Origin of the sequence: Streptomyces sp. NPDC048650, from assembly GCF_043199095.1 — a bacterium.
Taxonomy (GTDB): domain Bacteria; phylum Actinomycetota; class Actinomycetes; order Streptomycetales; family Streptomycetaceae; genus Streptomyces.
The window spans coordinates 287,350-311,702 of the sequence record NZ_JBICVM010000002.1 but is presented as its reverse complement, the minus strand read 5'-3'; the positions used below and the strand labels follow the sequence as shown (position 1 = coordinate 311,702).

Here is a 24,353-nt window from a genome sequence, read left to right as displayed (position 1 = left end):
CGCATCCGGTCGATCGCGGCCAGGGACAGTTCGTGATCGCCGATTCGGGCCGCCGCGCGAGCTTCGATCGCGGCGATACGGATACGAGCCTCGCCGGCCGGAGCGAGCTGGGCGGCGTGTTCCGTCAGCTTCAGCGCCATCCGATTTTGTGGCGACCACTCGATGATCAGCGCGGCCGTGCCCGCAGCCCACGCCCGCAGCCCGGTGTGATCCGCCTGTTCAAGCGCACATGCGCGCGGTACGGATCTGCGCCATCGCGGATGCCTGTTCGCCGAGGTTCTGTGAGGCGTGCGCGAGGAGCAGGCACGCGGTCCCCGCGAGCATGAAGAGCTCGCGGCTCTGCTGGGGGCGTTGGCGGCCTTGCAGTCGGTCGAAGAGCTCATCCCGCACCGTGACGAGCTCGGTGAACAGCGGGAGTAGCGGTGCGTGGACGTAGTCGGTGGCGATGCGGGCGAGAGCGAATCCGAACTGCTCAAGCTCGTCTGCGCTGACATTGCTGGACGACATGAACTCAGCGAACTCGCTGGAGGACTGCGCAGCCCCTGTGGCGAGTGAGCGCAGGTGATCTGCTTCGTCACGCTCGGGCTCCGATGCCTTGCGCACAGGTGCACTGCCGGGAGCGAGCGGGCGGAGTTCGACCGGCACATCCAGGGCGTTCAGGAACGCCTGGGTCTTGTCGACGCGCGTGAGGCGACGGGCTCCGGATTCAAGCTGAGATAGGTAGCCCTGGCTGAAGCCGGTGAGGTGAGCGAGGTCGTCTTGTCGCAATCCGGCGTATTGCCGTACGAGACGACTCACCCGCCCGAAGTCCATTACTCCGAGGGCTTCTTGGATCTCGGGATCCGACCATATGCGAGTCGGGATTGCGGGCAGCACGGGCTCTGCCGTTGTGGGGGTGCCTCGTGCGCACGCCCCACGCAGTTCCCGTTCGTCCGGGTTGTAGCGGCTGAGGCGGCACCCGCACTTCAGGCAACGACGCTCACCGCTCACTGCCCCTCCCGACCTCGACCGACCCGTATGGATGCTCATGCTGGCATTGCAGTTGCCATATTGCAGCCCAACTTCCCTTATCGCTCGGGTGATATGCGATCTCGAATGCTCGGTGGCAGCGTGTGCCGCCAGCCGTTGCCGAGGCGAATCGACCTCGGTGTGGCAGGGACCTTGGGAGGTACGTCCATGGCGGCGAATCAGCAGATCGCGTTCCGCATCCGCTGCGAGGAACCGGCGGTTGTCGGCTCCCGGCGCAGCGGCTGCTGCCGAGTCCGTGGTGGATCCCGGCGGATGGTGTGAGGGCCGGCGTGAACATCGCCCTGGCCAGGGAGGCCGTCATCGAGCACGCCGAGCTGCATTTCGGATTTCCCTTTCCGCCGACGACCTGGCTCCCCGTCGGGCCCGTGCATTCACCCGGACGAAGCTCACCGAGTGGGGCCTGGAGGCTCTGGTCGATCGCGCACTGCTCATTGTCAGTGAGCTCGTCACGAACGCGCATCGCCACGGCAGGACCAAACCCGAGGGCCAGTTGGTAGGAGATCGCCCTGACGATCTCCTACCAGAACGCAGTCGTGGGGATCGAGCTGGAGGACAACTCCCGCCAGCTCCCTGCACCGCGTAAGGGGTCGATCGGCGCGCTCGATGGCCGGGGCCTGCGCCTCGTAGCCGCTGAGGCGGACGCCTGGACCTCATGCCTGAAACCAGACGGCACCGGCAAACGAGCCCTTGCCTTCTTGCGCTGGCCGTCGACGCCGCCGGCCGTCTGACCGCGCCAGTCCTCACCACTCAAGCGCCCGATCAGATCCTGGAGCTGTTCGTCATGCCCGCACACTCACCGCCTGCCCTGCTGACCCTCCTTACATCGCGGGAAACCGCGAACCTGGCCCTTGTCGCCGATGGCTTGGGGAGCAGCGAGATCACGGCCTGCATCGGCTTGGCCGAGGACACCGTCAAAGGCCCTCTGCTACGCCGACGAAGGAGCGCGACCCGATGACGGCATCCGGGCTCAGGCGTGCGCTCATCCTCGATCTCGACGGCGTCCTGCTCGATACGCGGCCGGTCATGCGGAACGCCTGGCGTGAGGTACGCGAACGCCACGGCATCGACGTGCCGTTCGAGGCGTACGAGCAGCACCTCGGCCGTCCCTTCGACGACATCATGGAACTGCTGGGCCTCACCGAGGCAGACCGGGTCCATGAGACGTACGCAGAGGCATCTCGGCGCGGCTGCGAGCTGGCCCGACCGTTCGATGGTGTGGGGGAGGTGCTCCACGCATTCGCTGCCGCTGACTGGCTGCTCGGGGTCGTCACGTCCAAGCCGTTGGAGCGGGCTGCTCCATTGCTGGCTCGGCTCGGGTGTCGTTTTGCCGCGGTCCGGACTCCCAGCGGCCCGGGGCGGGGTAAGCCGGCACCGGATCCGCTGATGCTCGCGCTCGTTGATCTCGCCACTGATCCCGCTTCCGCGGTGTTCGTGGGCGATATGGCGGTCGACCGCGAGTGCGCCCGGCGGGGCGGGGTGCTCCGCGCCGGCAACGCCCTCGGCAAAGGCGAGGACGGCGGCGCCACCGCGATGCTCCTGTCCACCATGGTCCTCGTTACCATCGCCGCCGTGCGCTGGCACTCCGCCCGCGGCCACGCCCAGCAAGCCGCCGCTGCCCAACAGGCCGCCCAGCACCTTCGTGCTGCTTACCGGTCCGCTGCCGCTGCCCCCATGAACGCCATGCGCGAGCAAGGCCGCCACCTCCCTGCGCCTGTACGGCAGCGCTACGCCGGCACCCTCGAATCCACCCTGCCCGAGCAGGCCGACCGCCTGATACGCGAACCTGGCTGGGACGCACTCGCCGCCACGTTGGACCAGGCCGAGCGAGCTGGCCACGACCCCGAAGCTCTGCTCCAGCAGGCCATCGAACGGCGTGAACTGGACACCGCCGACGGTGTCACCGACGTACTCGTCTGGCGACTGCGACGCCTGGCCAAGCTGCCCGCGGCGGTGAGCCAACCACATGCGCGTGATGCTCGAAAGACGCCCCCGGCTGAAGACCGCTCGATCCGGCCAACGCCGAGCATGCCCCCAACTCGCGTGGTGCAGCCCGATCTGCGCGCGCGTTCGCCGAGGCGCTGAACTGCACAGCGAAGGGCTGGACGCACAACAGCGGTTGCTGCGAGTGGTGATCGCGGAGACAAGAACGGGAGCTACTGATGCTGAGTGAGGACGTCCGAGCCCACTGAACCGTGTCGCCGCCGGGCACCCTCGCTGACGATCCGTTGCGTTTCCGGGCCGAGCCGCAGCTGGCTGACGAGTACATCCTCGTACCGGGAACGAGTCGAATACGCCCGTCCGGGTGAATGTCGCGCTTATGGGCAACGGCTACCGACTCGAAAACTTCCTGGTCAGTGGCCCATTTATCGTGAGCAGCGCGGCGCGCCCGGCAGGACGCTTGCATCTGGGCACTGACACCTGCAGACATCATCACGTGTCACACAGGACTCTCTGTCAAGAACACTCAGTAAAGTGAGATGGAGGAGTGACGGTGCTTGATGCCGTCTTGAGCCGGCGCAGGGCCATTCTGGTCAGCGCGGCAATTCGTATGGGGTACGCCTGGACGGTCCGGCGCGATGAACCACGGGCCTGGCGCGAGATCATGAGTATGGCCGGCGTCGTCAATTCGCTCCTTGGCCCTGACCGGGAAGCCCTGACGCCGTCTGAGCTGGTCGATCAACTGTCGCGGTATCCGTTGCGGCGGCTTGCCCCTGAGGTATTCCAGGACGATCCCCTCGGATGGCTGACGGTGCTGGAATGGGACGAACTGAGCGACGACGTCTACTCCGACGGGTGCTCAGCGATCGTCGAGCTGCTGGAAAAGGGCGATCGGGGGCGGGGCTGGATGCCCAGCTGGACCTGGCTCCAGCAAGAGATCGTGCAGAACGATGCCTTCCTCAAGATCAAGACTGGTGCGAGCGACGAGGACTACGTGGCTCGCCGGCGGTTCGTGATCGACACACCGGCTGGTCCGCTGGAAGAGATCGCCGATCAATGCTGCGCTTTGGGGATCCAGCCCCCGGTCCGATATGTACCGCTCCCGCCCGACCGAGTTCACCAGGGACGGCATTGGTGGCCGTGCCCAGTGTGCCGGTGGCCCATGCGGGTCAGCGGAGTGGCCGTTCGCTGCAGTTACCCGGCACACAACGCTCGATACGCCATCCGGAGCCTGGAGGACGGACGTGGACCGAAACTCCGTCCAGCCGATGACACGGTCCGCCGCCAACCTGCAGCCCGGCGTGTGCAGTTTGAGGGCGACCGGCGAACAGTGTGTGTGGAACTGCCGGTGTGGCGGTACATCGTCGTGCCTGGGGTCGAGGAGCTCGCGCTGTACAAGAAGTGGCATGGCCGGGCGCCTCTTGAGGTCAGTCTGTGGCCTCATCAAGACGCCTACGACCTGAAGTTCGCCATCGAGCCGCTGGGCTGGATGCTGGCGATCGATCTCAAGGATGTCGCTAGCGCCAGTGCCCTGGCCGACGAGATCTCCAGAAAGCCGCTCGCCGCGAAGACCGTGGTCCTCCCCGACCACCGGGGGAAGGCTCAGGCTCAAGAGCTGCAGGATCTGCTGCCCGACTACACCGTCTTGCTCGTCGAGGACTTGAACAAGATCGTGAAGAAGAAGCTGGCCGAGGCGAGGCGGGAGCCGTGACCGACGAACGCGATGGACTCAGCGAGCGCGAGAGGAAGCTTCTGCCCCGCCTCGTCGCGTGTGCCTGTGCCAGTGCGCAGGCGTATTTTCCGGCGGACGGCCAGGCAGTCGCTTCGCTGACTGCCGCGCACTTCTTGCTGACGGGGAAGTACGACCGGTGGGACGGTTACGACGACCTGCCCCTGGAAGACCAACTGCGACTGAGCCGGCTGCTGCACCATCGGCCGAACCAGCTTGCCAACGACACTGCATTCCGTAGACACGCCAGCGATTTCTTCGATCAAGGCGATATCCCTGGGTTCCGACTGATCGACGGGGCAGAGCAGGTGAGCGCTCATCACGGTCTTCCCCCTCGCGACTGTATTGACCGGTTGCTGGCCGAGATGGACACGATCCGGGCCGAGCACGTCGCCTCGAGCCAGATGGCGAAGCCAGGGGAGCACACCCATACGCTGCGTGTGCCCATGGCTGGGCGGCAGAAAGCTCCGGTGCTGGCCTACTACACCTTCGAAGAGCACGACGTACCTGCGTCACCCCCTCAAGCCACTCGTCTGAGAACCGCCCCAGAGCTCAGCGAGGCAGTGCTCAAGGTCCAGGATTTCTTGCAACTGAACGCTGAGCTCGACGAGCAGACGGCTGCGGCATTCCGGGTGGAGACCCTTACCCCGTTCTTCCGGCGTATGCGGACTGCGCAGGGTCAAGCTGTCGGAGACGCCCTGCGGCTGGACGCGGGACCCACCCGGGTCCTGAGCGCTCCCACAGGGTCAGGCAAGAGCGTCCTGCTCCGTAGCTACGCCTCCTCGGCGGTGCAGGAAGGCCACACAGTGGCTCTGGTGGTCGACACCAACGCGAACGCACTCAAGCTCGCGCATGCCATCGAGCAAGACCTGGAACGGTCGGGCATCGCCAAACGCCTGGGCGTGGAAGCGTCAGAGGTGGTCGTCCCACTGATGTCGCCGAACAGCCTGATGCAGGAGCTGGAACGGACAGTCAAGGGGGCCGAGAATCCCGCATACGTCGACTGGGTCTTCGCGCGGATCGGCTATTCCTGCCAACTGCCCGCGCTCGCCTCGGTGGACGAGGCCGTGGACACGTGGGTACCGGGTGGAGAGCCCTGCACAGATCTGACCCAGGTGCGTCCAGAGCGGGGCAAGCCTTACCGAAGCATGCCCGCCCCGAAGGTCTGTCCCTTCAAACGGGGGTGCGGCAAGTTCCGTCTGGCCCGCCAAGCGGCGTCGGCCCGGATCATCGTCACCACGCACGCCAATCTCTACGGGGGCCGGATGCACATCCCCTTTGAGCTGGATGACGGGACGGTGACCGAGAACGTCAGCGTGGAAAAGTTCATCATGCGGCATTGTCAGATCGTCCTCGTCGACGAACTCGATGCCTTCCAGTCGACGGTGACGGACCGCTCAGGACGCGGCCTGACTCTGGCCTGGGGGGATCGAGGGCACGATCGCCCTCTGATCGACGTGGACACGCAAATCGTCAGCGCCTTTTGCCGCCTGCCCGCAGCCCTGGAGGAGCGGGCACGCTCGAACATCTCAGAATGCCGGCGCCTGGCAGAGACCTACACGATGCACCTGGCTCGGGAAGAGCTGTCCTTGAGTGACCAACTTCCCGACGAACCGCACCAGCGGCCGCACCGGCACGGGAGCGCCAGACGATGGATCGTGCCGCAGCGATGGGACGGTTGGTTGGTCAAGTACTTGGACGCGTTCTTCGCGAACGATCCAGCCAGGGTGTCCACCGAGCCTGGACCACCGACCCCGGCAGGGCTGATGTTGCTGGAGGCGGTCTGTGATCGAGGCGTTGCGTCATATCTCCTGCCGGAGCACGTCAGGGAGTTCGCGCACTCAGTACGTGAAATCACGGCGGCGTCAGATGCGGCCGGGATCCTGGAGCATGTGCGCGGTGAGCTGTTCGAGATGCTCGCGTCATGGATTCCGTCGACCAAGACCCGTGCGGCAGTCATCGACCGCTTGGTTCGTAGGAAGTTCCTGGTGCCGCTGAGGAAGATGCTGTACAGCTTCGTCCACGATGCTCCACAGCTGAAGCTCGCGGGAGTGCCCGCGGCTGAAGAGATCGCACGGGCACTGGGCGGCTACGAAACCTGGCGTGCAGTACCGCATGGGCCACTCGGACGGCTCATGTTCGCCTTCACGGAGGACCACAACCCCAAGTCCCCGCACGACACCAAGCTCAGCGCGGCCGCCTTCGGCGGTGACCCCCACAGTTACATTGCATCCCTCGGACAAGTCACTGCTCTCGCCCAAGCGGGGCATCGGCGCGTCGTACTCGGTATGTCGGCAACTGCCTACATGCCTGGCGCGCACCGACATCACATCCACACCCTCCCCTCTTTCATCGTCCCCGATGAGGGCTCCGAGGTGGAGATCGATGCGCGCCCCATTCCAGGGCTGGAGGGCGAACTGATTCGGATCTCGGGTCTGTCCGGCAAAAAGCGACGCGAGGCCACAAGAATGCTCGGCGCAAAGCTCTGGAGTGAGCTGTCCCGCGAGCTCGAAGACCTCGCCGCGCAGAACACACCAGGCGTCCAGGACGCGATCCTGCTCGCCACGACGTCCTACGAAAGCTGTCGCGACCTGGCTGAAGGAATGCGCGTGGCCGGCGCTCCACCGGGCCTGATTGCTGTCGCGGTACGAGCCGACCCCGAGGCCGGCACGGCCTCTGCGCAGCAGCTCGACGACCGACCCTGGATCGAGATTGCCGGAGACCAGCTCGAGGAATTCGGCGGCCTTGCCCATGCACGTATCCTCATCGCCCCTCTCAAACGCGTCGAGCGCAGTCTCAATATCCTCGCGCCCGGTCAGCGTCGATCCCGAATCGGTTCGATCTGGCTCGCCGTACGTCCCATGTCGATCGTGGACGACCCTGACGAGCTGCTCGCTCATATGGGGGCCCTAGCGTTGGACGACCGCCGTTCCCATGACCGGCCGTGGATCGAGCTGGAGCGCTCCATGAAGGTAGCCGGGTCGTACCTCGACGAACTACTCAGCAGCCGTCGCTACTTCAGCGCACTTCCCCATCGAGCGAAGAAGGCCATCGCCGCCGAGCTGATCGCCTCCATCATCCAACTGGTGGGCCGTGCCCGACGCGGCGGCACTCCTGGACGACTCCGGCTCGTCGACTACGCGTTCTTGGACCCAAAGGGCAACTCCGACCTGCCCAACCTCATCCGCGAACTTCGCGCGGACTGGGCCCGCACCGGCGAACTCGACGTCCTGCTCACCACCAACGGCGCAGCACTCCGGGCGTTCTTCGCTTTCGCCGACAACCACAACGTCACCCGCGACTCCCTGGACACCGCATGCTGACCACTCTGGCTTACCTCCTGGACTCCGAGCGCCTTGGCCACGCGGTGTTCTACCCGCTGACCAAAGACTTCGGCCAAGCATGGAGCCGACTGCCTCGCTACCGCGACAACGACAGCTCCAAGCCGCTGCGCCCCGCCTACGCCGGACTGGCCACAGCGCTCTCCGCTGTCACCAACCAGCCGGTCGTGATCATGCCGGATACGATCGACCCACCCGAGGTTGATCACGATGTCCCTGTCGTTCTGGTCACTACCGCCCCCATCAAGCCGCGTCTACTCACCCGAGCCGTGCGGAGCTGGGAACGGCATATCCGAGACGGCGCTGACGACGACACCCTCGCGCCTCTCCTGGCTCAGGCCGTGAGGACCAAGCGCCCGCTTGGCTCCTTCGTACGCAATGCAGCTTCGGGCCGGCCGCGCGCACCGCAGTGGTTCTATCGGGTCGCCGCTTGGAACTTCGCTGCAGAACTAGCCCGTGTCCCGCTCCAGCTCCCCGGCTCCACCGGCACCCCCGGGCAGCGTCTGAACTGGCTCATGGACACCAACGGGAGCCTGCTCGCCTGGGACCACGTCCTGAAAGGAGAGACCGAGAGGCCGGCCAGGACCGGCTATGCCATGCACAAGCTCGACTTCCGTGTCATCACCTTGCCCGGCGAGCCCAGGATCGGCATCCATGTCCTCCCGACCTTCAGCCGACTCGCCACCCACTGGGCCAGTACCCGCACCGCCTTCGTCGCCCGCGGCAAGGAAACGGCGCTCCGTCTGCCCGTCGGGCACCGCCGCACGGAGGAGGGATGGGAGCCATACGTCCGTAACTTTGCCGCCCAGGTCGTCGCAGCCTGCAACGTGGAGGCCATCGAACTCGGCACCAACGAGACGCTGGCGGCGATGAGCGGGCCGACGCGCGCTCTGGTCCCCGGTCCCACCGAGCACCCGCTCGGCAAGGGGACCGGAACCCGATTCAACCTCGCCCTCGCGAACCACATCAAACAGGCCACAGCCAAACTCGGACCGACCCAGGTCACCTACGAACGCACCGACGTGGAGGTCACACGCACGACGAAGGGGCCCGTAGTGCGCGAAGACCTCGACCACGCACTCAGCGGCACAGGACACGACCGGGTGCGCATCCTCGCCTTGTACGACCACGAGTACACCCGCGAACGCATGGTCACCGCCCTGACCCCTTACCTCGAAGAGCCGGACCAGGCAGCAGGCTGGCACGACCACCGAGACCACCGGCTCACCGATCGACTCAGCGTTCAGCTACGACGCCTGCCCGCTCTGGTCTCCCCGACGTGGGTCAACTGGGCCCACGAACTCGCCTTCCTCAACGATCTCAACAAGACCGCCCTCACCGGCGTGTGGGCCGAGACCATCTGGAACCCCAAAAAGCACACCTCCCGCAGGAACCAGCAACCCGATCGCTACGACCCCAAACGCGATCTCCGTCGGCACTTTCACCAGCACGGCATGGTCTCCCAGTTCATCGCCCAGCGGCCCCGGCCCAAGCCCCGCAAGCCCGAAGACGCAGAGGAGACAACTCCGGACTTGGAAAATCTCCAGACCTTGGAGGCGGAAGCCGGAGCCCAGCCACCACGAGCAGTCAACGACGGAGAGCCAGCGCCTGAGGAAGGCGAGGACACCAAGAAGCCGAAGCAGCACCGCCCGCGCCTCGACTACCCAGCCATCAACGGGCTACGAGATTTGGTCCTCCGCCTTGGCGCCGTCGACCGACGCCTAGCGCAAGGATTGCTCCTGGATCGCCCCACAATCCTCGTCGGCCTGCACCTGCGCCAGCAGCGGGTCAGCACGCGGACATTCGGCTCTGCCGACAAAACGCAGATGGTGGAAGTCTTCACCGCCCTGCACACCCACCCCGACCCAGAGCGCCCTTGGCGCATGGAGATGTACAGCCACCGCGACCACGCATGGCTATCCCTACCCGAGGGCGAGGCTGCCTTCGGCGCCGGCCCCATCGGCATGGACGGGCATGCCCGCCACAAGGAAGGCGCTGAGCTGGTACGCGCCCACGTCAAGGCAGCGCTGCGCATCCTGCCCAAGGAGAGTCCCCTCATCATCTTCATCGACACGGAAGCCGGCAGGACCATCTGGCCTGGCCTCCAGCACGCTCAACTGGGCGAAGGCATGGTCCCTGGGGACGATATCGACGACGGCCGCTCGATCGCGGTCGTCAGTATCAACACCTCGTACGGCGAAGTGCCAACGCCTGTCGATCGCTCCGACGCCCGGCGCCGCGATCAGGCGCGTCCCGCGGCCCCGGATGACTGGCTCCACCAGCGAACGACGGCCACGGGCGTGACGAGCTGGTATTTCGCCCAAAAATCCCGCAGCTACGACGGCTTCGGTCAGACCAGCATCAACGGGAGCACCTACACCCGCTTCACCATCCCAAAGGATCTCCAGAAGGCGTTGCTACGCAAGGACTGGCACAGCTTTACCGCCACTCAAATCACCGTCCCTCGGCCAGGAGAGCACAAGCAGGAGACCCTTGCCGCACTCGCGGCCGCTCTCTGCCACCAGTCCCTCGCCTGGGACGCCCGCACCCGGCACCCCGTCCCCCTCCACGTCGCCGGTGCGATCGACCGGAACCATCCCGAGTACCGCGGTGCCAGCTTCGAAGCCGAAGCCAGCGAGGCCAACGAGGGCAACGCTTGACTGTTCCCGGGGGAGTCAGTGGCGGACAGCAAGGTGTCAGCCCCCTACGACGCACTACGAAAGATTGATCCCCCCAGGGACATCGTGCTGCTACCGATCTGGTCGAGATCCGTACCTTTGGTTCGTTCCTGCCCTAGCTCTACCTATGCCCTGAGTTGATGGATGGGCAGGTCAGCCCTTGGCCGAAACAAGCCGCTCAGCTAATTGTTCCATCCCACTTGACGCCTTAGGCTCCTTCTGCTGTGCGCTCACAGCGACTTCGGCCTGCACTGTCACGGGGGAACCGCATGACCTACGACCAGGATTGGGACCGCCGTCTCAATCCCTTCCGCTACAACGCGGACGGATCGCTCACAGACTCCGCCAAGCGGCAGAACGTGACGATGGAGCTCAACTCCGCTGGGGGTGGCGGAGGCGCAGGTGGCACAGGCGGGCAGGTATCGGTCCATAAAGCCGTACTGAACAAGGCATCTACCGCGTTGGACGATCTGCGCACTGACACGGACAAAGTGGATCAGAAGGCCATAGATGAAACCTCTGACGCCTCGGCGAGTGCGCTGGATGACTGGCAGTACGGCCTCGGGCTGGACAGCATGCTCAAGCGATGGGGAGACGGGGCCAGCAACCTCAGCGTGATGTTGTCAGATGCCGCCAGCAAGCTGCACAACACCGCCGCGTTTTACATGGACACCGATCACGCCGAGAAGTCCAGGATGGACTCGCTCAATGGCCGGAGGAGCTGATCATGGTCACATTCTCTGCTCTCCTCCACACTGATTTCGGGAAGCTGCAGGCTGCAGCGGACGAGTGGAAGCTGCTCCCGAAGAAGTATCAGGGTCTGCAGGAGCTTTTCGAGGCCCGCGTCGCCAAGCCCGTGAAGTCCGGGTGGTCGGGCAACGCAGCTGAGGAAGCGCAAAAGTCCCTCGCCAAGATCAAGCAGCAGTACCAAGGGGCGGCGGTAGAGGCACAAGCCACCGCGACGCTGCTTCGCGATGTACACGCGGAACTCAGTAGTGCGCAGAAGAAGCTTCGCCGGATCATCGATGAGGAAGCGCCGTCGGAACACCTCGAGGTGCTGGGAGACGGGACAGTCATCGATGTGAAAGAGCTGCCGGATGACTATTTGGGCCCTTCCTACATGAGGCCTGACCAAAAAGAGCGCGACGCAGCGGTCGATAAGATGAAGCACCGCATCGCGAAGGTCCTACGGGAAGCCACGGAAGCAGACGAAGCTGCGAACTGGGCGATGCGCCAGGACCCCAACGGCAAGAACGACGACTCGTTCAACAAGAAGATCTACACGTCTTTGGACGCCGCGCGGGGAGCTCAGAAGGACTACGCCGAGGCACTCAGGCTCACCAAGAAGGGCGGAGAAAATCTGTCCAACGATGAGTTGGCTCGCCTGGGAAGCCTCCTTTCCAAGCGCAAGAGCGACATGGTCTTCGCCGAGAAGCTTGCTCTCTCCATGGGCCCGAAGGGAGCATTGGAGTTCTGGCGTGAGGCGTCCGGGCCGGCTTCCGGTGAGAGGGGTCTGGAGCGTAACGCCGCCCTCAAGAAGTTGCAGTCGGGGCTTGGTGCCACGTTCGGCATGGCCACCCAGAGCGACAGCGTCGCGATGGACGGTTGGAAAGAGAAGATGCTGGCGCTCGGACCCCAAACGATCCACCCGGACAGCGGTCTAAGCGCCAAGGGCTACCAGCTGATGAGCAGTCTCATGCGAAGCGGTAACTATGACACCGACTTCCTCCACCACTACGGCCGAGATCTCATCAACTACGAGAAGAATGCAAGCAACCATTCGACGACGCCGAAGCTTTTGTGGGCTCCGGACGCCACGATGCCAATGATCGACTACATCGGAGGCCGTCCGGGCGCCGACCCCATGACGGGCTACATGGATGCCCTGAGCAAGAACCCTGACGCCGCCACCGGCTTCCTCGATCCGGGGGACGATCTACACAAGAACGGCAATCTCAAGTACCTCGTGGATGACCGGGAATGGGTGGAAGACGGTTTCGACAAGAAGACCGGTCAGGGTTCGTTGGCGCTGGCCATCGAAGCCGGCTCCACCGGGCATCAGCCGGGGCAAGAAGACGCGGTCCGTGAGCACACTGAGTCGCAAGCCAGGATCATGCGCGACAGCATCAAAATGCTCGACGGAGGCCCGACGAACGAGACCCTGCCGGAAGGGATGCATCGTCCGATCGCCAATGCCCTGGGCGACTACGTTTCCGACACGCAGGACATGCTTTCGAGCTTCAATGACGAATCAGCGGGTCACTCTGGTGAGAATGCATCGGGGGTGTGGACGGATAAGAAGACCGGACAGGTGCGCATGGCTGTTGATCCAGGGGCGTTGATCCGGGTGATGCGTGGGGCGTCGGATGATCCTCAGGCGTATCACGTGATCCAGGAGGCGCAAACCGCTCACACGGCTCAGCAGTTGGCTGATATCCCTCCGGGGATGAACGCAGAGACGGCCAAGAAATTGATGGCTGATTCCGTCGCGGCAACAGGAGCCATCGACGCTATCCAAGGCGATGTCATCCTCGATCGCGAGAAGGAAGGGCTCTCCGACCATAAGTGGTGGATAGGAAAGGCCGGATACCATGGCGTCGCTGGAATTGTCACCAAAGTCCCTGTCGTTGGCGACATCGCGGTGCGCCTAACTGATGCGGGGGCTACCGCATGGCAAGAGCATATGGATTCCGTAACCCATAAACACACGGCAGAGGAGATCGCGGAGAACACACTTACCGGAAACGCAGCCAAGGGTGGAAAAGCCAGTGTCAACGCGATGGTTGCCGAACTGTACGAGGCGCGAGGAATAGGCGCTGATGAGCCGGATGCGAACTGGGCTCAGAATGAATTGCGAAGCACTTATGAGAATGGTCGTACCGATGTGCAAGATGCGCTTGGCACAGGAAAGAACAATAAGTGATCATGGCTGACGCCACGGAGAAGCGCCGTATCGGTGACCCTGATCCTCGCATCACCCGCCGCGAACGCAAGCGGTGGTTGTTCGCCGCGGTGATCGTCCTCGTAGTAGCAGTGCCCAGCATCTTCTATTTCACTGGGGCGTATGATCGTTGGCAAGATGGCCGGAGTCTGGCCAATACTTGCAGGGGCAGTGTTGATACCGCGGAGGTCAAGAAACTGCTCGGGGTGGACCGTCTGCGCGGGCATGATGTTCAAGTAGATCAGGGAGCTATCCCGCGTGCAGGACGGCTGCACAAGTGCAACGTCAGTGATTCCGATGGCAACGCATGGCTGTCAGTCGCGATGGACTGGAGATCCGATGCTGCGGGGGCTCTTCACGACTTTGGCGGGTTTGAGCCGTATGGTGATGTGGGAATGGCAATTCCTCTTGGTCATGGATGGGAAGGCGTAATGGACGAGGGACGCTTGGGTAAGGACCTCGTCGCCACAGTCGCCATGCCCTGTGTAAATCGTCGTAGCGACCCTCAGCATTCCTCTTTGATTATCACGGTGCAAGGGGCGGCCACGCGATCAGTGGAGGGAACCACCCAGCGCGCTCGTTTTGCCCGAACGACAGTGAAGACGGCGGAGAACGCGGCTAAAGCTTGGGGATGCACCGCCCGGTCTGGGGGCGCCATCAGTCGGGTACCGGACAACACTGCGCATGCGAAAATACCGCCGGGTGGGGCCCGTGGAACTTGTGCGGGCATCGCGACCGCTGTCCGTGAGAGTGCCACGGACTCAAAGGCGCCAATCGAGAACTGCTACCTTCTCTCGGACTCAGACACTTCCCAATATCGTGTCAGCGCCTTCTACGGCCCGTTCGCCAAGGCATTGCCAGATCAGCTGGGATATGCGGACGAGATCGACCGGGGGAAGCCTGCCGGCCATAAGGGAAGCGGTCTGTGGGCTTCGGCCGAGTGCCCTTCTGCCGGTCGGGCTTTGTACATCGCGACGGGGCTGGCCAAGACGAATGATCGCTTCGATCCGGACGGTACTTTGGAAAAGTCCGCGCTGAAGACGTTCGCAACTCGGTCCGCCAAGCGTCATGGTTGCGCTGATCTCAAATTGCCGTGACGGCGCCGCCCAGCAAGGTGACCGTCTCCCTGCCTCACCATGCAAGGGACAGTCGTTGGTCGTTCGTTCACCCATGTGCGGGTTCCCTGCTGGCGTCATGCAGCTTGGGCTCGTGATCCCGCATTTCGTGGTCAGCCACATCAACGTCGCTTTCAGGACAGATATGAGGAGTCCAGGCATCGGCCAAGAAGCTGGTTGACCTGATGTTCTGATGGCAGGTTAGATGAGTCCGCTCTGTGTGTGGTTGTCAGCGCCAGACACAGCTCTCAGTGCAACACACCGGGGGGTTACAGATGGCCGAGGAATACCGAGTAGATCTGAGCGCGCTGCAACAAGTCATCACGCGGCTCAACTCGCTTGTGGACGCCATGGATGGGGTTGGGGCCACTGCGGAATACAAAACCGAGTTGCCGGAGGGGTACCTCGGCCGGGGCTTCAGTCAGGAGGCCGGGATCCGGATCGCTCACGGCAATATGAAGCAGTCCATCGCCGGCATGGTTGCGGAGTTGAAGGCGATGATACGCGAAGTCAGCGAGAACACGAGGGTAGTTGAAGTTGGCTACCACACTCGTGAGGATGAAGTCCGCAAATCCATGGGCTGAGGCAAATCACCCGGAGCATGCGTACGTGAGTCGGCACAACGGGGAGGAATGAAAGATGGGCCGCGGGGGCGGGGAGACCAACTTTTCAAGCCATACGCTTGAATCGCTGAAAGCCATGGTGCGTGACGCTCAGCCAGACAAGGTCGATGAAATCGCCGACCACTGGATGTACGTACATGACCAGCTGGCCGGTGACGCGCCGGATGGCTGTGTTCGTGATCTGCTGGATAAGGCCGTGGCGGATGTCCTGGAGTACTGGGACGGGGCCGCCGCTGATGCTTTCGCCAAGCATGCGAAAACCTTGAGTGCGAGCCTCAAGGCCGGCTCTCTGTATGCGAAGAATACTTCGCACGTCCTGAAGGGCGCGGCCATCGACGTACGAGAGGCCAGACACGCTGTTACCCAGCTACAGGACACCGAGAGCGAGAGAAAAGGCGGAAACTGGCTCACGACAACAATCTCGGCTGTCGGGGATGGTGTGGATAAGGCTAAGGATCTGATGAGCGGCGGAGGCCGCGATGACTCCGGGCTAAATCGTGACATTTCCAAGGGAGTGAGTGCTGATAAGGCGCGGGCGAGGCATGCTGATGAGCTTTCGCGTGGGCGGGAGATCGCCTTGCAGGCAGCCGCTCACATGGAGAAGCTAGGTGCCTCGTACAACACCAAGGCGCGTCAGTTGGCGGACAAGCCCACTTGGGAGAAGAGTAAGCCCGTTTCCTCACCAGCCACGATTGTGCCGCTGCCGACCCTTCCAGCTGGGAGTTCTGGGAATGCGGCGGGACCGCGGCGAGTCAGCCCGAGTTCATCCACGTCCGTAGGAGGCCGCAATGCGGCAGGTGGAGCCGCTGCGAATGGGGGCCTGAGCTCACCGCATGTGACGAAGGCGGACGGCACTGCCCAAGGTACCCCCCACGGTGGGACACATCAGCCGATGCCGAAAGCGCCCCGTGCTGGTACCGCCTTGGATGGTGTTCGTGGTGGTGTGCCTAATCCGGCGACCCCTCCCGCCGCAGGTCCAGCTGGACCGGTGGTCGGCGGGACCCCCGGCAGTCCCGGTTCGGGGCCTGGCGGGCCGGGGATACCTCCTGGCGTTGGGCCGGTGGTCGGCGGGCGTGGGCCGAGCGGAGGCAGCAGAATTCCTCGCTCCACCACGCCTGGTGTTAAGGGCACGACTCCCGGCGGTCGCGTGGGTTCGAAGGGACCTGGTGCACCGGGTGCCCCCGGACAGCAGGGCCAGGCAGGGCGTCCGCCGATCGGTGGTGGCGTCGGCCCGGGTGGCTCCGGGAAAGCTGGCACCCGTGGGCGTCCGGGAGGGCTGGCGCGACGCCCTGGTGGTGTTGTTGGAGAACCGACCAAGCCTGGTCTGCCAGGGCGTGGCGCTCAGGGGGGCGCTGGCCTGCATCGCAGTCGTGGTGGTGCCCTGCAGAGCGGTCCGGAGGGTGCATCTCGTGCTCGGGGCCCGATGGGGGTGCCGCCCGGGGGGCGGTCCGAGCGGGGCGACAGGGAGCGGCGGCGGTCTTCGCGTCCCGATTACTTGATCGAGGATGAGGAGACTTGGGCGCCGCAGCGTGAGGTTGTGCCGGGAGTTGTCGGCGTGTCGGCCTCTGAGGAGGCCGGTGAGGCTGATGTAGCGGATGAGCGTAACCGTGAGGCAGGGTCGGATGGTTCGGAAGGAAGCGGCCGGGCGTGAGGTTCGAGCGGTGGGTGAGAGTGGCAGGCGGGGCGGCGATGCTGTGCGCAGTCAGCATCGTGCCGGCGGGGGCTCCGGCTGCGGCGGATTCCATTCGCGATCATCAGTGGGCCTTGTCGTCGCTCGATGCGGAGGCGATGACAAAGGTTTCCACGGGCCGGGGGGTGACTGTCGCCGTCGTTGACACCGGCGTCGACGGAACCCACCCGGATCTCAAAGGCAGTGTCCTGTCCGGCAAGAACTTCATCATGGACCACGGCCGTGCCGACCGCGAGACGGAAAGTTCTCACGGAACCGGAATGGCCTCACTGATCGCCGGTCATGGTCATGGGCCGGGAGATACGGCAGGTATCAAGGGGCTGGCTCCTGCGGTAAAGATCCTGCCCTTGCGTGCCACGACGGACGACAACATGGCAGTCGGCAAAGTCGGTCGGGGCGGCCCAGTGGCGCAGGCGATTCGCTATGCGGCCGACCACGGTGCGTCAGTGATCAACCTGTCCATGGGCTCCCCTGATGACCCGGCGCTGGAGGAAGCTGTCCGCTACGCACGGCAGAAAGATGTCGTAATGGTCGCCGCAGCGGGGAATGACGGCGCGGGAACGCCTAACTTCCCCGCGAATTATCCCGGAGTGATTTCGGTGGGCGCCGTCGATTCGTCAGACAAGATCTGGCACATGTCCAACTATGGGTCACACACCTTGCTTTCGGCGCCTGGAGTGGGCACGTACAACGCGGGCCTGGACCACGAGTACCAGGTCGGTGATGGTACATCCGGCGCCACCGCCTTCGTATCAGCCACCGCTGCACTCCTCCGTGCGAAGTTCCCAGACCTCACCGCGGGACAGATCGCCAACCGTCTGGTGAAGACGGCGAAGCTGCCGACGTCGGTGAAGGGGGCCAAGCTTCCCGACAAGCATTACGGCTACGGCGTGATCCGCCCGTACCGTGCCCTGACCCAGGACATACCGCCCGGCTCAAAGAACGGACCGCTTTCCGCATCGTCGGCTTCCCCGTCCGCAGCACCTGAGTCTTCTGATTCTGCCGATCCGGACGCGCCTTCTCACAAGGGACGGCTGGCATTCGTTGTCTGGGGTGTTGTCGGCGTAATGGTGCTCGGGCTGCTGGCCGTGGTGACAGTGGTCGTCGTCAAGCGTCGGCGTCGGGTCGTTCCACCTCCTCCGCTCCCGCCGATCCCTCCACAGTTCCGTCAGCAGCCTCCTGGCCCTGATGTTCGGCAGTAGACGGATAACTGTTGGCAACTGTCACCATCAAGCGACCGCCGCGCGCGACGCCCCCTGAGTACCCCAAGGGGGAGCTGCAGCTGAAGGCGCCGCCCACGCTGACCGAGCGCAAGGCTGAGCCTGTTCTCCTCATGTTGCTGCCCATGATGGGAATGGGCAGCAGCGCGGCCTATTTCTTCTGGCCCGGTTCTCCCCCGTTCATGAAGGTCATGGGAGCCGTCACAGCCGTCTCCGCTGTGGCGATGGGCCTGGCGCAGGTCGTGCGTTCTCGGCGTGGTCCGGCAGCAGGCATGCATCACGCGCGTAAGGACTACCTGAAGTACCTGGCGCGTACCCGTGAGGAGGTGCGGGATACGGCAAGTTCGCAACGCTTGGCCGAATGCCGCACATTCCCCGAACCGGGACAGCTATGGGCGGTGGTCGCGGAACGCAAGCGTCTGTGGGAGCGTCGTCCCGGCGACGACGATTTCGCCCAAGTACGTGTCGGGCTGGGGCCGCAGAACTTGGCGACTCGCCTCGTGGTGCCGCAGGCGGAGCCTGCGGAGGAGTGGGAGCCGCTCTCCGCGCATGCTCTGCGGCACTTCGTCGATGCGTACGAGTACCTCGAAGGGCTTCCCCTGGCGCTGTCTCTGCGTGCGTTCGCGCGGTTGACGATCCGGGGTGAGGCCGACACCGTCCAGGGGACTGCTCGGGCGGTGGTCTGCCAGCTGGCGGCGCTGCACTCGCCCGACGACCTGTGGATCGCGGTCGTCACGGCTCCAGGGGCGGCCCCGGAGTGGGACTGGATCAAGTGGCTGCCGCACGCGCGCCCAGCCGCGCACGGGGGCGCCGGCGGCCGGGGAGGTTCCCGACTGCTGATCTATTCCTCGCTCGCCGCCCTCGAAGAGGGGCTCCCCGAGGATCTCTCCAGGCGCCCCGCCTGGGAACCGGATGCCCAGCCTCTGCTCGATCGACCGCACGTAGTGATCCTTCTTGATCCCGATCCCGAGACGACGCTTGTCTGGCCATTCGACCGGGACGGATTTCTGGGCGTGACCGTCATCGAGCTCGAGTCGAGCATCGGCTCCGAGCAGCAGCGTCGTATGCGCGGAGGCGGGACTTATGGACGGGATCGCCGACCGGGTCTGGCTGTCGAACCGAATGCCCTCAGCCTGGTCTCCAACTCCGGCTCCGTCTACACCGGCATCCCGGATGCCCTGACCGCAGTCGAGGCCACGGCAGTCGCGCGCGCCCTCTCCCCCCTGCGGACCAGCGACGACGAGGACGAAGACCCGCTGTTGGGCAGTCTCGGGTTCACCGACCTGATGGGTATCGACGACCCGACAACCTTCGATCCCCCCACGGCGCAGCCGGCTTCGCACGACCGCTTGCGCGTACCGATCGGAGTCGATGCAGAGGGCAAGCCCGTTGTCCTCGACCTCAAGGAAGCGGCCCAAGGCGGAATGGGCCCGCACGGTCTCTGCGTCGGAGCCACGGGATCCGGCAAGTCCGAGCTGCTGCGCACGCTGGTCCTCGGGCTCGCTACCACCCACAGCTCCGAGACGCTGAATTTCATCCTGGCCGACTTCAAGGGCGGAGCGGCATTCGCCGGCCTGGCCGATCTGCCGCACGTGGCCGCGTTCATCAGCAACCTCGCCGAGGACCTTACCCTCGTTGACCGCATGCAGGACGCCCTCGCCGGCGAACTTCTCCGCCGTCAGGAACTGCTCCGCTCCAGCGGCAACTTCGCCAATATCGGCGCCTATGAGAGGGCCCGGACGGCAGGCGCACCGCTTCAGCCGCTGCCCACCCTGCTGATCATCCTGGATGAGTTCAGCGAACTGCTCACGGCCAGGCCCGAATTCATCGACATGTTCCTGCAGATCGGACGCATCGGCCGCTCGCTCGGTGTGCATCTTCTGCTTGCCTCGCAGCGGGTGGACGAAGGCCGCCTGCGGGGCCTGGACACCTACCTTTCCTATCGGCTGGTGATGCGGACCTTTTCTGCAGAGGAGTCCCGGATCGCACTCGGTGTCGCGGACGCGTACCACTTGCCCAACGTCCCTGGGGCCGGCCTGCTGAGCCACGGGACGGAATCCCCGACGCAATTCAAGGCCGCATACGTCTCCGGCCCGTACCGAGCCCCGCGGGCCACGGTCGCGGGGCATCGGGAGGACGTTTCACCGATGCTCTTCACCGTCGAGTCCGCCCTCGCCGATGTCGACTCAGCTGTCCCTGGCCAAGAGGCACCCCCGGAAGAGGGTGACGGGACCGGCCCTTCCGTACTGGACGTTCTGGTGGAGCGACTCCAGGACCAGGGGCCACCGGCACAGCAGGTCTGGCTGCCCCCGCTGGAAGATTCCCCTTCTCTCGGCGACCTGCTTCCCCCGCTCACGTCCACGGCCGAACGGGGCCTGCAACCTGCCGAATGGCGGGAGATGTCATTGGTCGTTCCGATCGGCATCGCCGACATTCCGTTCGAGCAGCGCCGGGAAATCCTCAGCCTCGACTTGTCCGGTGCGCAGGGCCATGCCGTAGTCGTCGGCGGTCCGCGTTCGGGGAAATCCACCCTGCTCCGCACCCTCGTCACAACCGTTGTCCTGACCCACACCCCCCGCGAAGTGCAGTTCTACTGCCTCGATTTCGAGGGCGGCGGCCTCTCGTCCCTCGCCGATCTGCCGCATGTCGGGGGAGTCGCCACCCGGCTGGACGCGGCCAAGGTACGCCGGACCATCGCCGAGATACGAGAGATCCTCGACGAGCGGGAGGAATTCTTCCGGGCCCACCACATCGACTCCATCCGGACCTACCGCGGGCGCCGGGCCGTGGGACATTACCCCGACCACCTCTGGGGGGACGTCTTCCTGGTGATCGATGGCTGGGGCACCTTCAAACGGGAGCACGAGCAGCTGATCCCCGACATCGAGGCCATGGCCACTCGGGGCCTTGCCTTCGGTGTCCATCTCATCCTTGCCGCCGGCCGGTACAACGAGATCCGTCCCGCCTTGAAGGACCAACTCGGCACCCGGCTGGAACTCCGGATGGCCGACCCCCTGGATTCCGACCACGACCGCAAACGCGCCCGCAACGTCCCCGCATCCCGTCCCGGCCACGGCCTCGCCCGTGGCGGACTGCATTACGTTGCCGCACTTCCCCACGCCGATGGCCTGGACGCCGTGCAAGACCCTCCGGATGGTGCTGCAAGCTCCGCCGGACTGGTTGCGGCCATCGCGTCCAGCTGGTCCGGTCCGGTGTGCCCGCCAGTGCGTATGCTCCCGGACCGCCTGCACGCCGATGCCCTCCCCAAGGCAAGCGAAACACCCGATCTGGGCTTCGCCGTGGGTTTCGACGAATCCGCCCTCGCCCCGGTCTACGTCAGCTTCGACACCGATCCGCTCCTTGTCATCTACGGCGACAGCGAGTCCGGGAAGACCGCGCTGATTCGTCTGCTCGCCCGGCAGCTCGCCGAACGGCACCAGCCCCATGAAGCCCTGGCGATCGTCGGCGACTACCGACGCGCACTACACGGCCAACTCCCCCCGGACCACGTACTGCACTACGCCCCCGCCTCGGCATCCCTCGAAGAGGGCCTCAAGCGCCTCGTCCCGCTCCTTCAAGCGCGGATGCCATCTGCGGAAGTAACCGCCGAGCAGATGCGCGCCCGCAGCTGGTGGCACGGCCCTGAGATATTCGTCATCATCGACGACTACGACCTCGTCGCACTGCCATCCGGCAACCCCCTCGAAGCCCTTGCCGAACACCTCCCCTACGCCCGCGACATCGGCCTCCGCGTGATCGTCGCCCGCAGCACCGCCGGCGCAGCCCGCACCTCTTTCGACCCGGTCACCCGACGGCTCAAAGAACTCGGGGCGACGGGCATCATCCTGTCGGGAGACCCTGACGAAGGGCCGCTGATAGGCGCCACCAAGGCTCAGCCCATGCCACCCGGGCGGGCCCAACTCATCGCTCCCCGGCAACGGCCCCGCATCATCCAAATCGGCTGGTACGCCCCCAACTGAGCAGCACGGGCAGCCAGCCACCGAAGTTCTGGTGGCTGGCACAGCGCAGGGTCTTCCCGTCCGCACCCGTGCGACAGCGACCTCCACCGACTCGTCCCGTACACCCACCGACTCGCGGACTTCCCCAGCGGTAACCCTGGTCCTCGAAAGCGTCGGCGTCCGAGACCAGATTCCGGACCAACTCCAGCGCACCCCGCTTCCGCGGGACAAGGCGCTGACCAGCGCAAAAAGGGCTGGACACCGGCAGCCACGCCTGTTACGGCTGGTTGAAGAGAGACATGGAGACGATGCGGATGCTCAGCGAATACCTTCAGGCCCCGAGAATCGCTCTGCCGGAGACGACATCCGGCGATGACCTGCTGCTGCGGCTCCAGCAGGAGACGCAGCCCGTGGGCGGGAACATCGGTCAGCGCGCCACCACACACCCCGAGGAAATCCGTTTCACCGGGATCACCGTCATGTGCCCCCAGTGCGGCGCCCGACGCGACTGGATGGTCATCTGCGACCGCAACGAGATCAGCATCCGCTGCCGCTGCGCACACCAATGGGTCGAGCGCGAACTGACCCGCGCGGACTACCTGGCGATGATCGGCGAAGGCATGGGCCAGGACTACCCGACCCTGGAGGCCGCAGCCCAAGCCGCGGGGTACGACGGCACACTGGCTGGCACCTATCTGTCTGAGCCCCGTTCAGAGTGAGGCTCTCGACCGCGCCCGCGTATGCCCCGGCCGCGGGGACCAGCGGCTCTACACCCGCCTGACCGTCTCGTAGTCGGCCGCCTGTCCCGCCCACACGGGACGACACGAACCGTTCGCCCTCTCAAGGCGAGGCGTGCTCGGGACGGGGCCAAGAGTTATCACCGCGAGCTGGCCGAAATCTTTCGACGTCGAGCAGAATGCTGGTCATGACGGAGGGCGCGCCAGAGGAAGACATCATCGAAGCCGCATGGCAGAAGCTGCTTACCACCCAACGCGTGGACGGCCAGTTGCTACGCGCCGCCTACGCAGAGCCCCGACTACGGCAGCTGTTCCCTTGGGTCGGCATGGCCGAGTTGCACTTCAGCCGGTGCACAGAGCCGCGTTGGACCTGGGACATCCCGTTCATCGCCCCGATGATGGGCGGCGGCGGCGGCGGCTTCTTCGTCGGCGGGCCCTCACGGTCCCAGAGCGTCGGCCCCGCCCCGACCGCGGAGGCTGCCATCGCGATGGTGGCCGAACGACTCCCGTCAGACTGCGGTCGCGCCTTCGTCGGCACGTCCGAGGAACTGGCCGAAAAAGAACAGTCGGAGTAGTCAGGGGCTGACGCCATCGTCCTCCAAGGCCGCCGCGACACAGGTCAGTGGGCGCTCCCTGGGGGCCCAGGACATTAGGGCCTGTCCAGCGGATCACGTGACTGCTCCAGGATCGACTCGTTGGCATGTCCATGGGGCGAGGAGATCTCACGAACGATGAATGGACCCGGCTGAGGATCTGCCGAAGTCCGGCAAGCGGGGCGGTCGTTGGGTGAGCCATCGCAGGATCATCAACGGGATCCTCTACCGGAACCGCACCGGTGTGCCGTGGAGGGATCTGCCTGCACGTTTCGGTAAATGGAAGACCGTGTACGAGAGGCACAGACGCTGGTCAGCGGACGGTACCTGGGACAGACTCTTCGCGGCCGTCCTGACCGACGCCGACGCCGAGGGCCGCATCGACTGGTCGATGGTGAGCGTGGACTCCACCTCCTGCCGGGCCCACCAGCACGCCGCCGGCGCCCGCAAGAGACGCCCGCGGGTGCCGGGAAAAGTACAACGCCCCGGCAGCACCGACCCGACGAGGGACTCGGACGCTCCCGGGGCGGCCTCACCTGCAAAATCCACCTCGCCGGGGACGGCGGGCGCCGCCCCCTGACCTTGCTGATCACACCGGGCCTGCAGGCTCGCCGTCCGCGCCGACGGTGACTTCGACACTTGCCGGGCCTGGTACGAACAGCAGGAATCCATCCGCAACTCCCAGTTGTCCTACCGTCACTGACTCTTACTCACCTCTTGATCGACATCCCACTCATTGAAGCTGCGCTCATCGCCGGTG

14 protein-coding genes and 1 pseudogene are annotated in these 24,353 nt (G+C 64.9%); 13 read left to right on the top strand and 2 right to left on the bottom strand.

Annotated elements, in window-relative coordinates; all coding sequences use genetic code 11:
• Positions 1 to 219: 219 nt before the first annotated feature.
• Positions 220 to 813 carry a helix-turn-helix domain-containing protein gene (locus ACGFML_RS07130; RefSeq protein WP_393540909.1) on the bottom strand — a complete coding sequence of 198 codons (594 nt, stop codon included), beginning with the start codon at positions 811 to 813 and terminating at the stop codon, positions 220 to 222.
• A 1,167-nt stretch (positions 814 to 1,980) separates the two neighbouring features.
• On the opposite strand from ACGFML_RS07130, the gene ACGFML_RS07125 reads away from it, so the two are divergent.
• The 8 genes from ACGFML_RS07125 (at position 1,981) to ACGFML_RS07090 (ending at position 15,355) form a co-directional block, all read left to right on the top strand.
• Positions 1,981 to 3,111: an HAD family hydrolase gene (locus ACGFML_RS07125; protein WP_393540907.1), complete on the top strand. Its 1,131-nt coding sequence runs from the start codon at positions 1,981 to 1,983 to the stop codon at positions 3,109 to 3,111.
• A 409-nt stretch (positions 3,112 to 3,520) separates the two neighbouring features.
• Positions 3,521 to 4,678 carry a hypothetical protein gene (locus ACGFML_RS07120; RefSeq protein ID WP_393540905.1) on the top strand — a complete coding sequence of 386 codons (1,158 nt, stop codon included), beginning with the start codon at positions 3,521 to 3,523 and terminating at the stop codon, positions 4,676 to 4,678.
• A complete protein-coding gene (locus ACGFML_RS07115; RefSeq protein ID WP_393540904.1) occupies positions 4,675 to 8,019 on the top strand; it encodes a hypothetical protein in 3,345 nt (1,114 codons plus the stop codon). The genes ACGFML_RS07120 and ACGFML_RS07115 overlap by 4 nt, the downstream gene beginning before the upstream one ends.
• Entirely contained in the window at positions 8,013 to 10,697 is a 2,685-nt protein-coding gene (locus ACGFML_RS07110; protein ID WP_393540902.1) for an RNaseH domain-containing protein, read from the top strand. The genes ACGFML_RS07115 and ACGFML_RS07110 overlap by 7 nt, the downstream gene beginning before the upstream one ends.
• A gap of 287 nt (positions 10,698 to 10,984) precedes the next feature.
• A complete protein-coding gene (locus ACGFML_RS07105; RefSeq protein WP_393540901.1) occupies positions 10,985 to 11,440 on the top strand; it encodes a hypothetical protein in 456 nt (151 codons plus the stop codon).
• 2 nt (positions 11,441 to 11,442) lie between these two features.
• Positions 11,443 to 13,638 (top strand): hypothetical protein, encoded by a 2,196-nt coding sequence (locus ACGFML_RS07100; RefSeq protein WP_393540899.1) that lies wholly within the window; start codon positions 11,443 to 11,445, stop codon positions 13,636 to 13,638.
• Between the two features lie 2 nt (positions 13,639 to 13,640).
• Positions 13,641 to 14,753, top strand: a complete 1,113-nt coding sequence (locus tag ACGFML_RS07095) for a hypothetical protein (RefSeq protein WP_393540897.1) — start codon at positions 13,641 to 13,643, stop codon at positions 14,751 to 14,753.
• Between the two features lie 293 nt (positions 14,754 to 15,046).
• A complete protein-coding gene (locus tag ACGFML_RS07090) occupies positions 15,047 to 15,355 on the top strand; it encodes a hypothetical protein (RefSeq protein ID WP_393540895.1) in 309 nt (102 codons plus the stop codon).
• Positions 15,356 to 15,440: 85 nt separating this feature from the next.
• On the opposite strand, the gene ACGFML_RS07085 is transcribed toward ACGFML_RS07090, so the two are convergent.
• Complete coding sequence (locus tag ACGFML_RS07085) at positions 15,441 to 15,647, bottom strand: hypothetical protein (RefSeq protein ID WP_393540893.1); 207 nt, start codon at positions 15,645 to 15,647, stop codon at positions 15,441 to 15,443.
• Positions 15,648 to 17,041: 1,394 nt separating this feature from the next.
• Here ACGFML_RS07085 and mycP point away from each other — a divergent pair.
• From mycP to ACGFML_RS07060, 5 genes and pseudogenes are all read left to right on the top strand, one after another.
• Positions 17,042 to 18,286 (top strand): type VII secretion-associated serine protease mycosin, encoded by a 1,245-nt coding sequence (gene mycP, locus ACGFML_RS07080; protein ID WP_393540892.1) that lies wholly within the window; start codon positions 17,042 to 17,044, stop codon positions 18,284 to 18,286.
• Between the two features lie 11 nt (positions 18,287 to 18,297).
• Complete coding sequence (gene eccCa / locus ACGFML_RS07075) at positions 18,298 to 22,284, top strand: type VII secretion protein EccCa (RefSeq protein WP_393540890.1); 3,987 nt, start codon at positions 18,298 to 18,300, stop codon at positions 22,282 to 22,284.
• A 278-nt stretch (positions 22,285 to 22,562) separates the two neighbouring features.
• Entirely contained in the window at positions 22,563 to 22,982 is a 420-nt protein-coding gene (locus ACGFML_RS07070) for a hypothetical protein (protein WP_393540888.1), read from the top strand.
• A gap of 206 nt (positions 22,983 to 23,188) precedes the next feature.
• Complete coding sequence (locus ACGFML_RS07065) at positions 23,189 to 23,575, top strand: DUF6193 family natural product biosynthesis protein (protein WP_393540886.1); 387 nt, start codon at positions 23,189 to 23,191, stop codon at positions 23,573 to 23,575.
• 131 nt (positions 23,576 to 23,706) lie between these two features.
• A pseudogene (locus ACGFML_RS07060) lies at positions 23,707 to 24,214 on the top strand (IS5 family transposase); the annotation flags it as partial.
• Between the last annotated feature and the right edge of the window lie 139 nt (positions 24,215 to 24,353).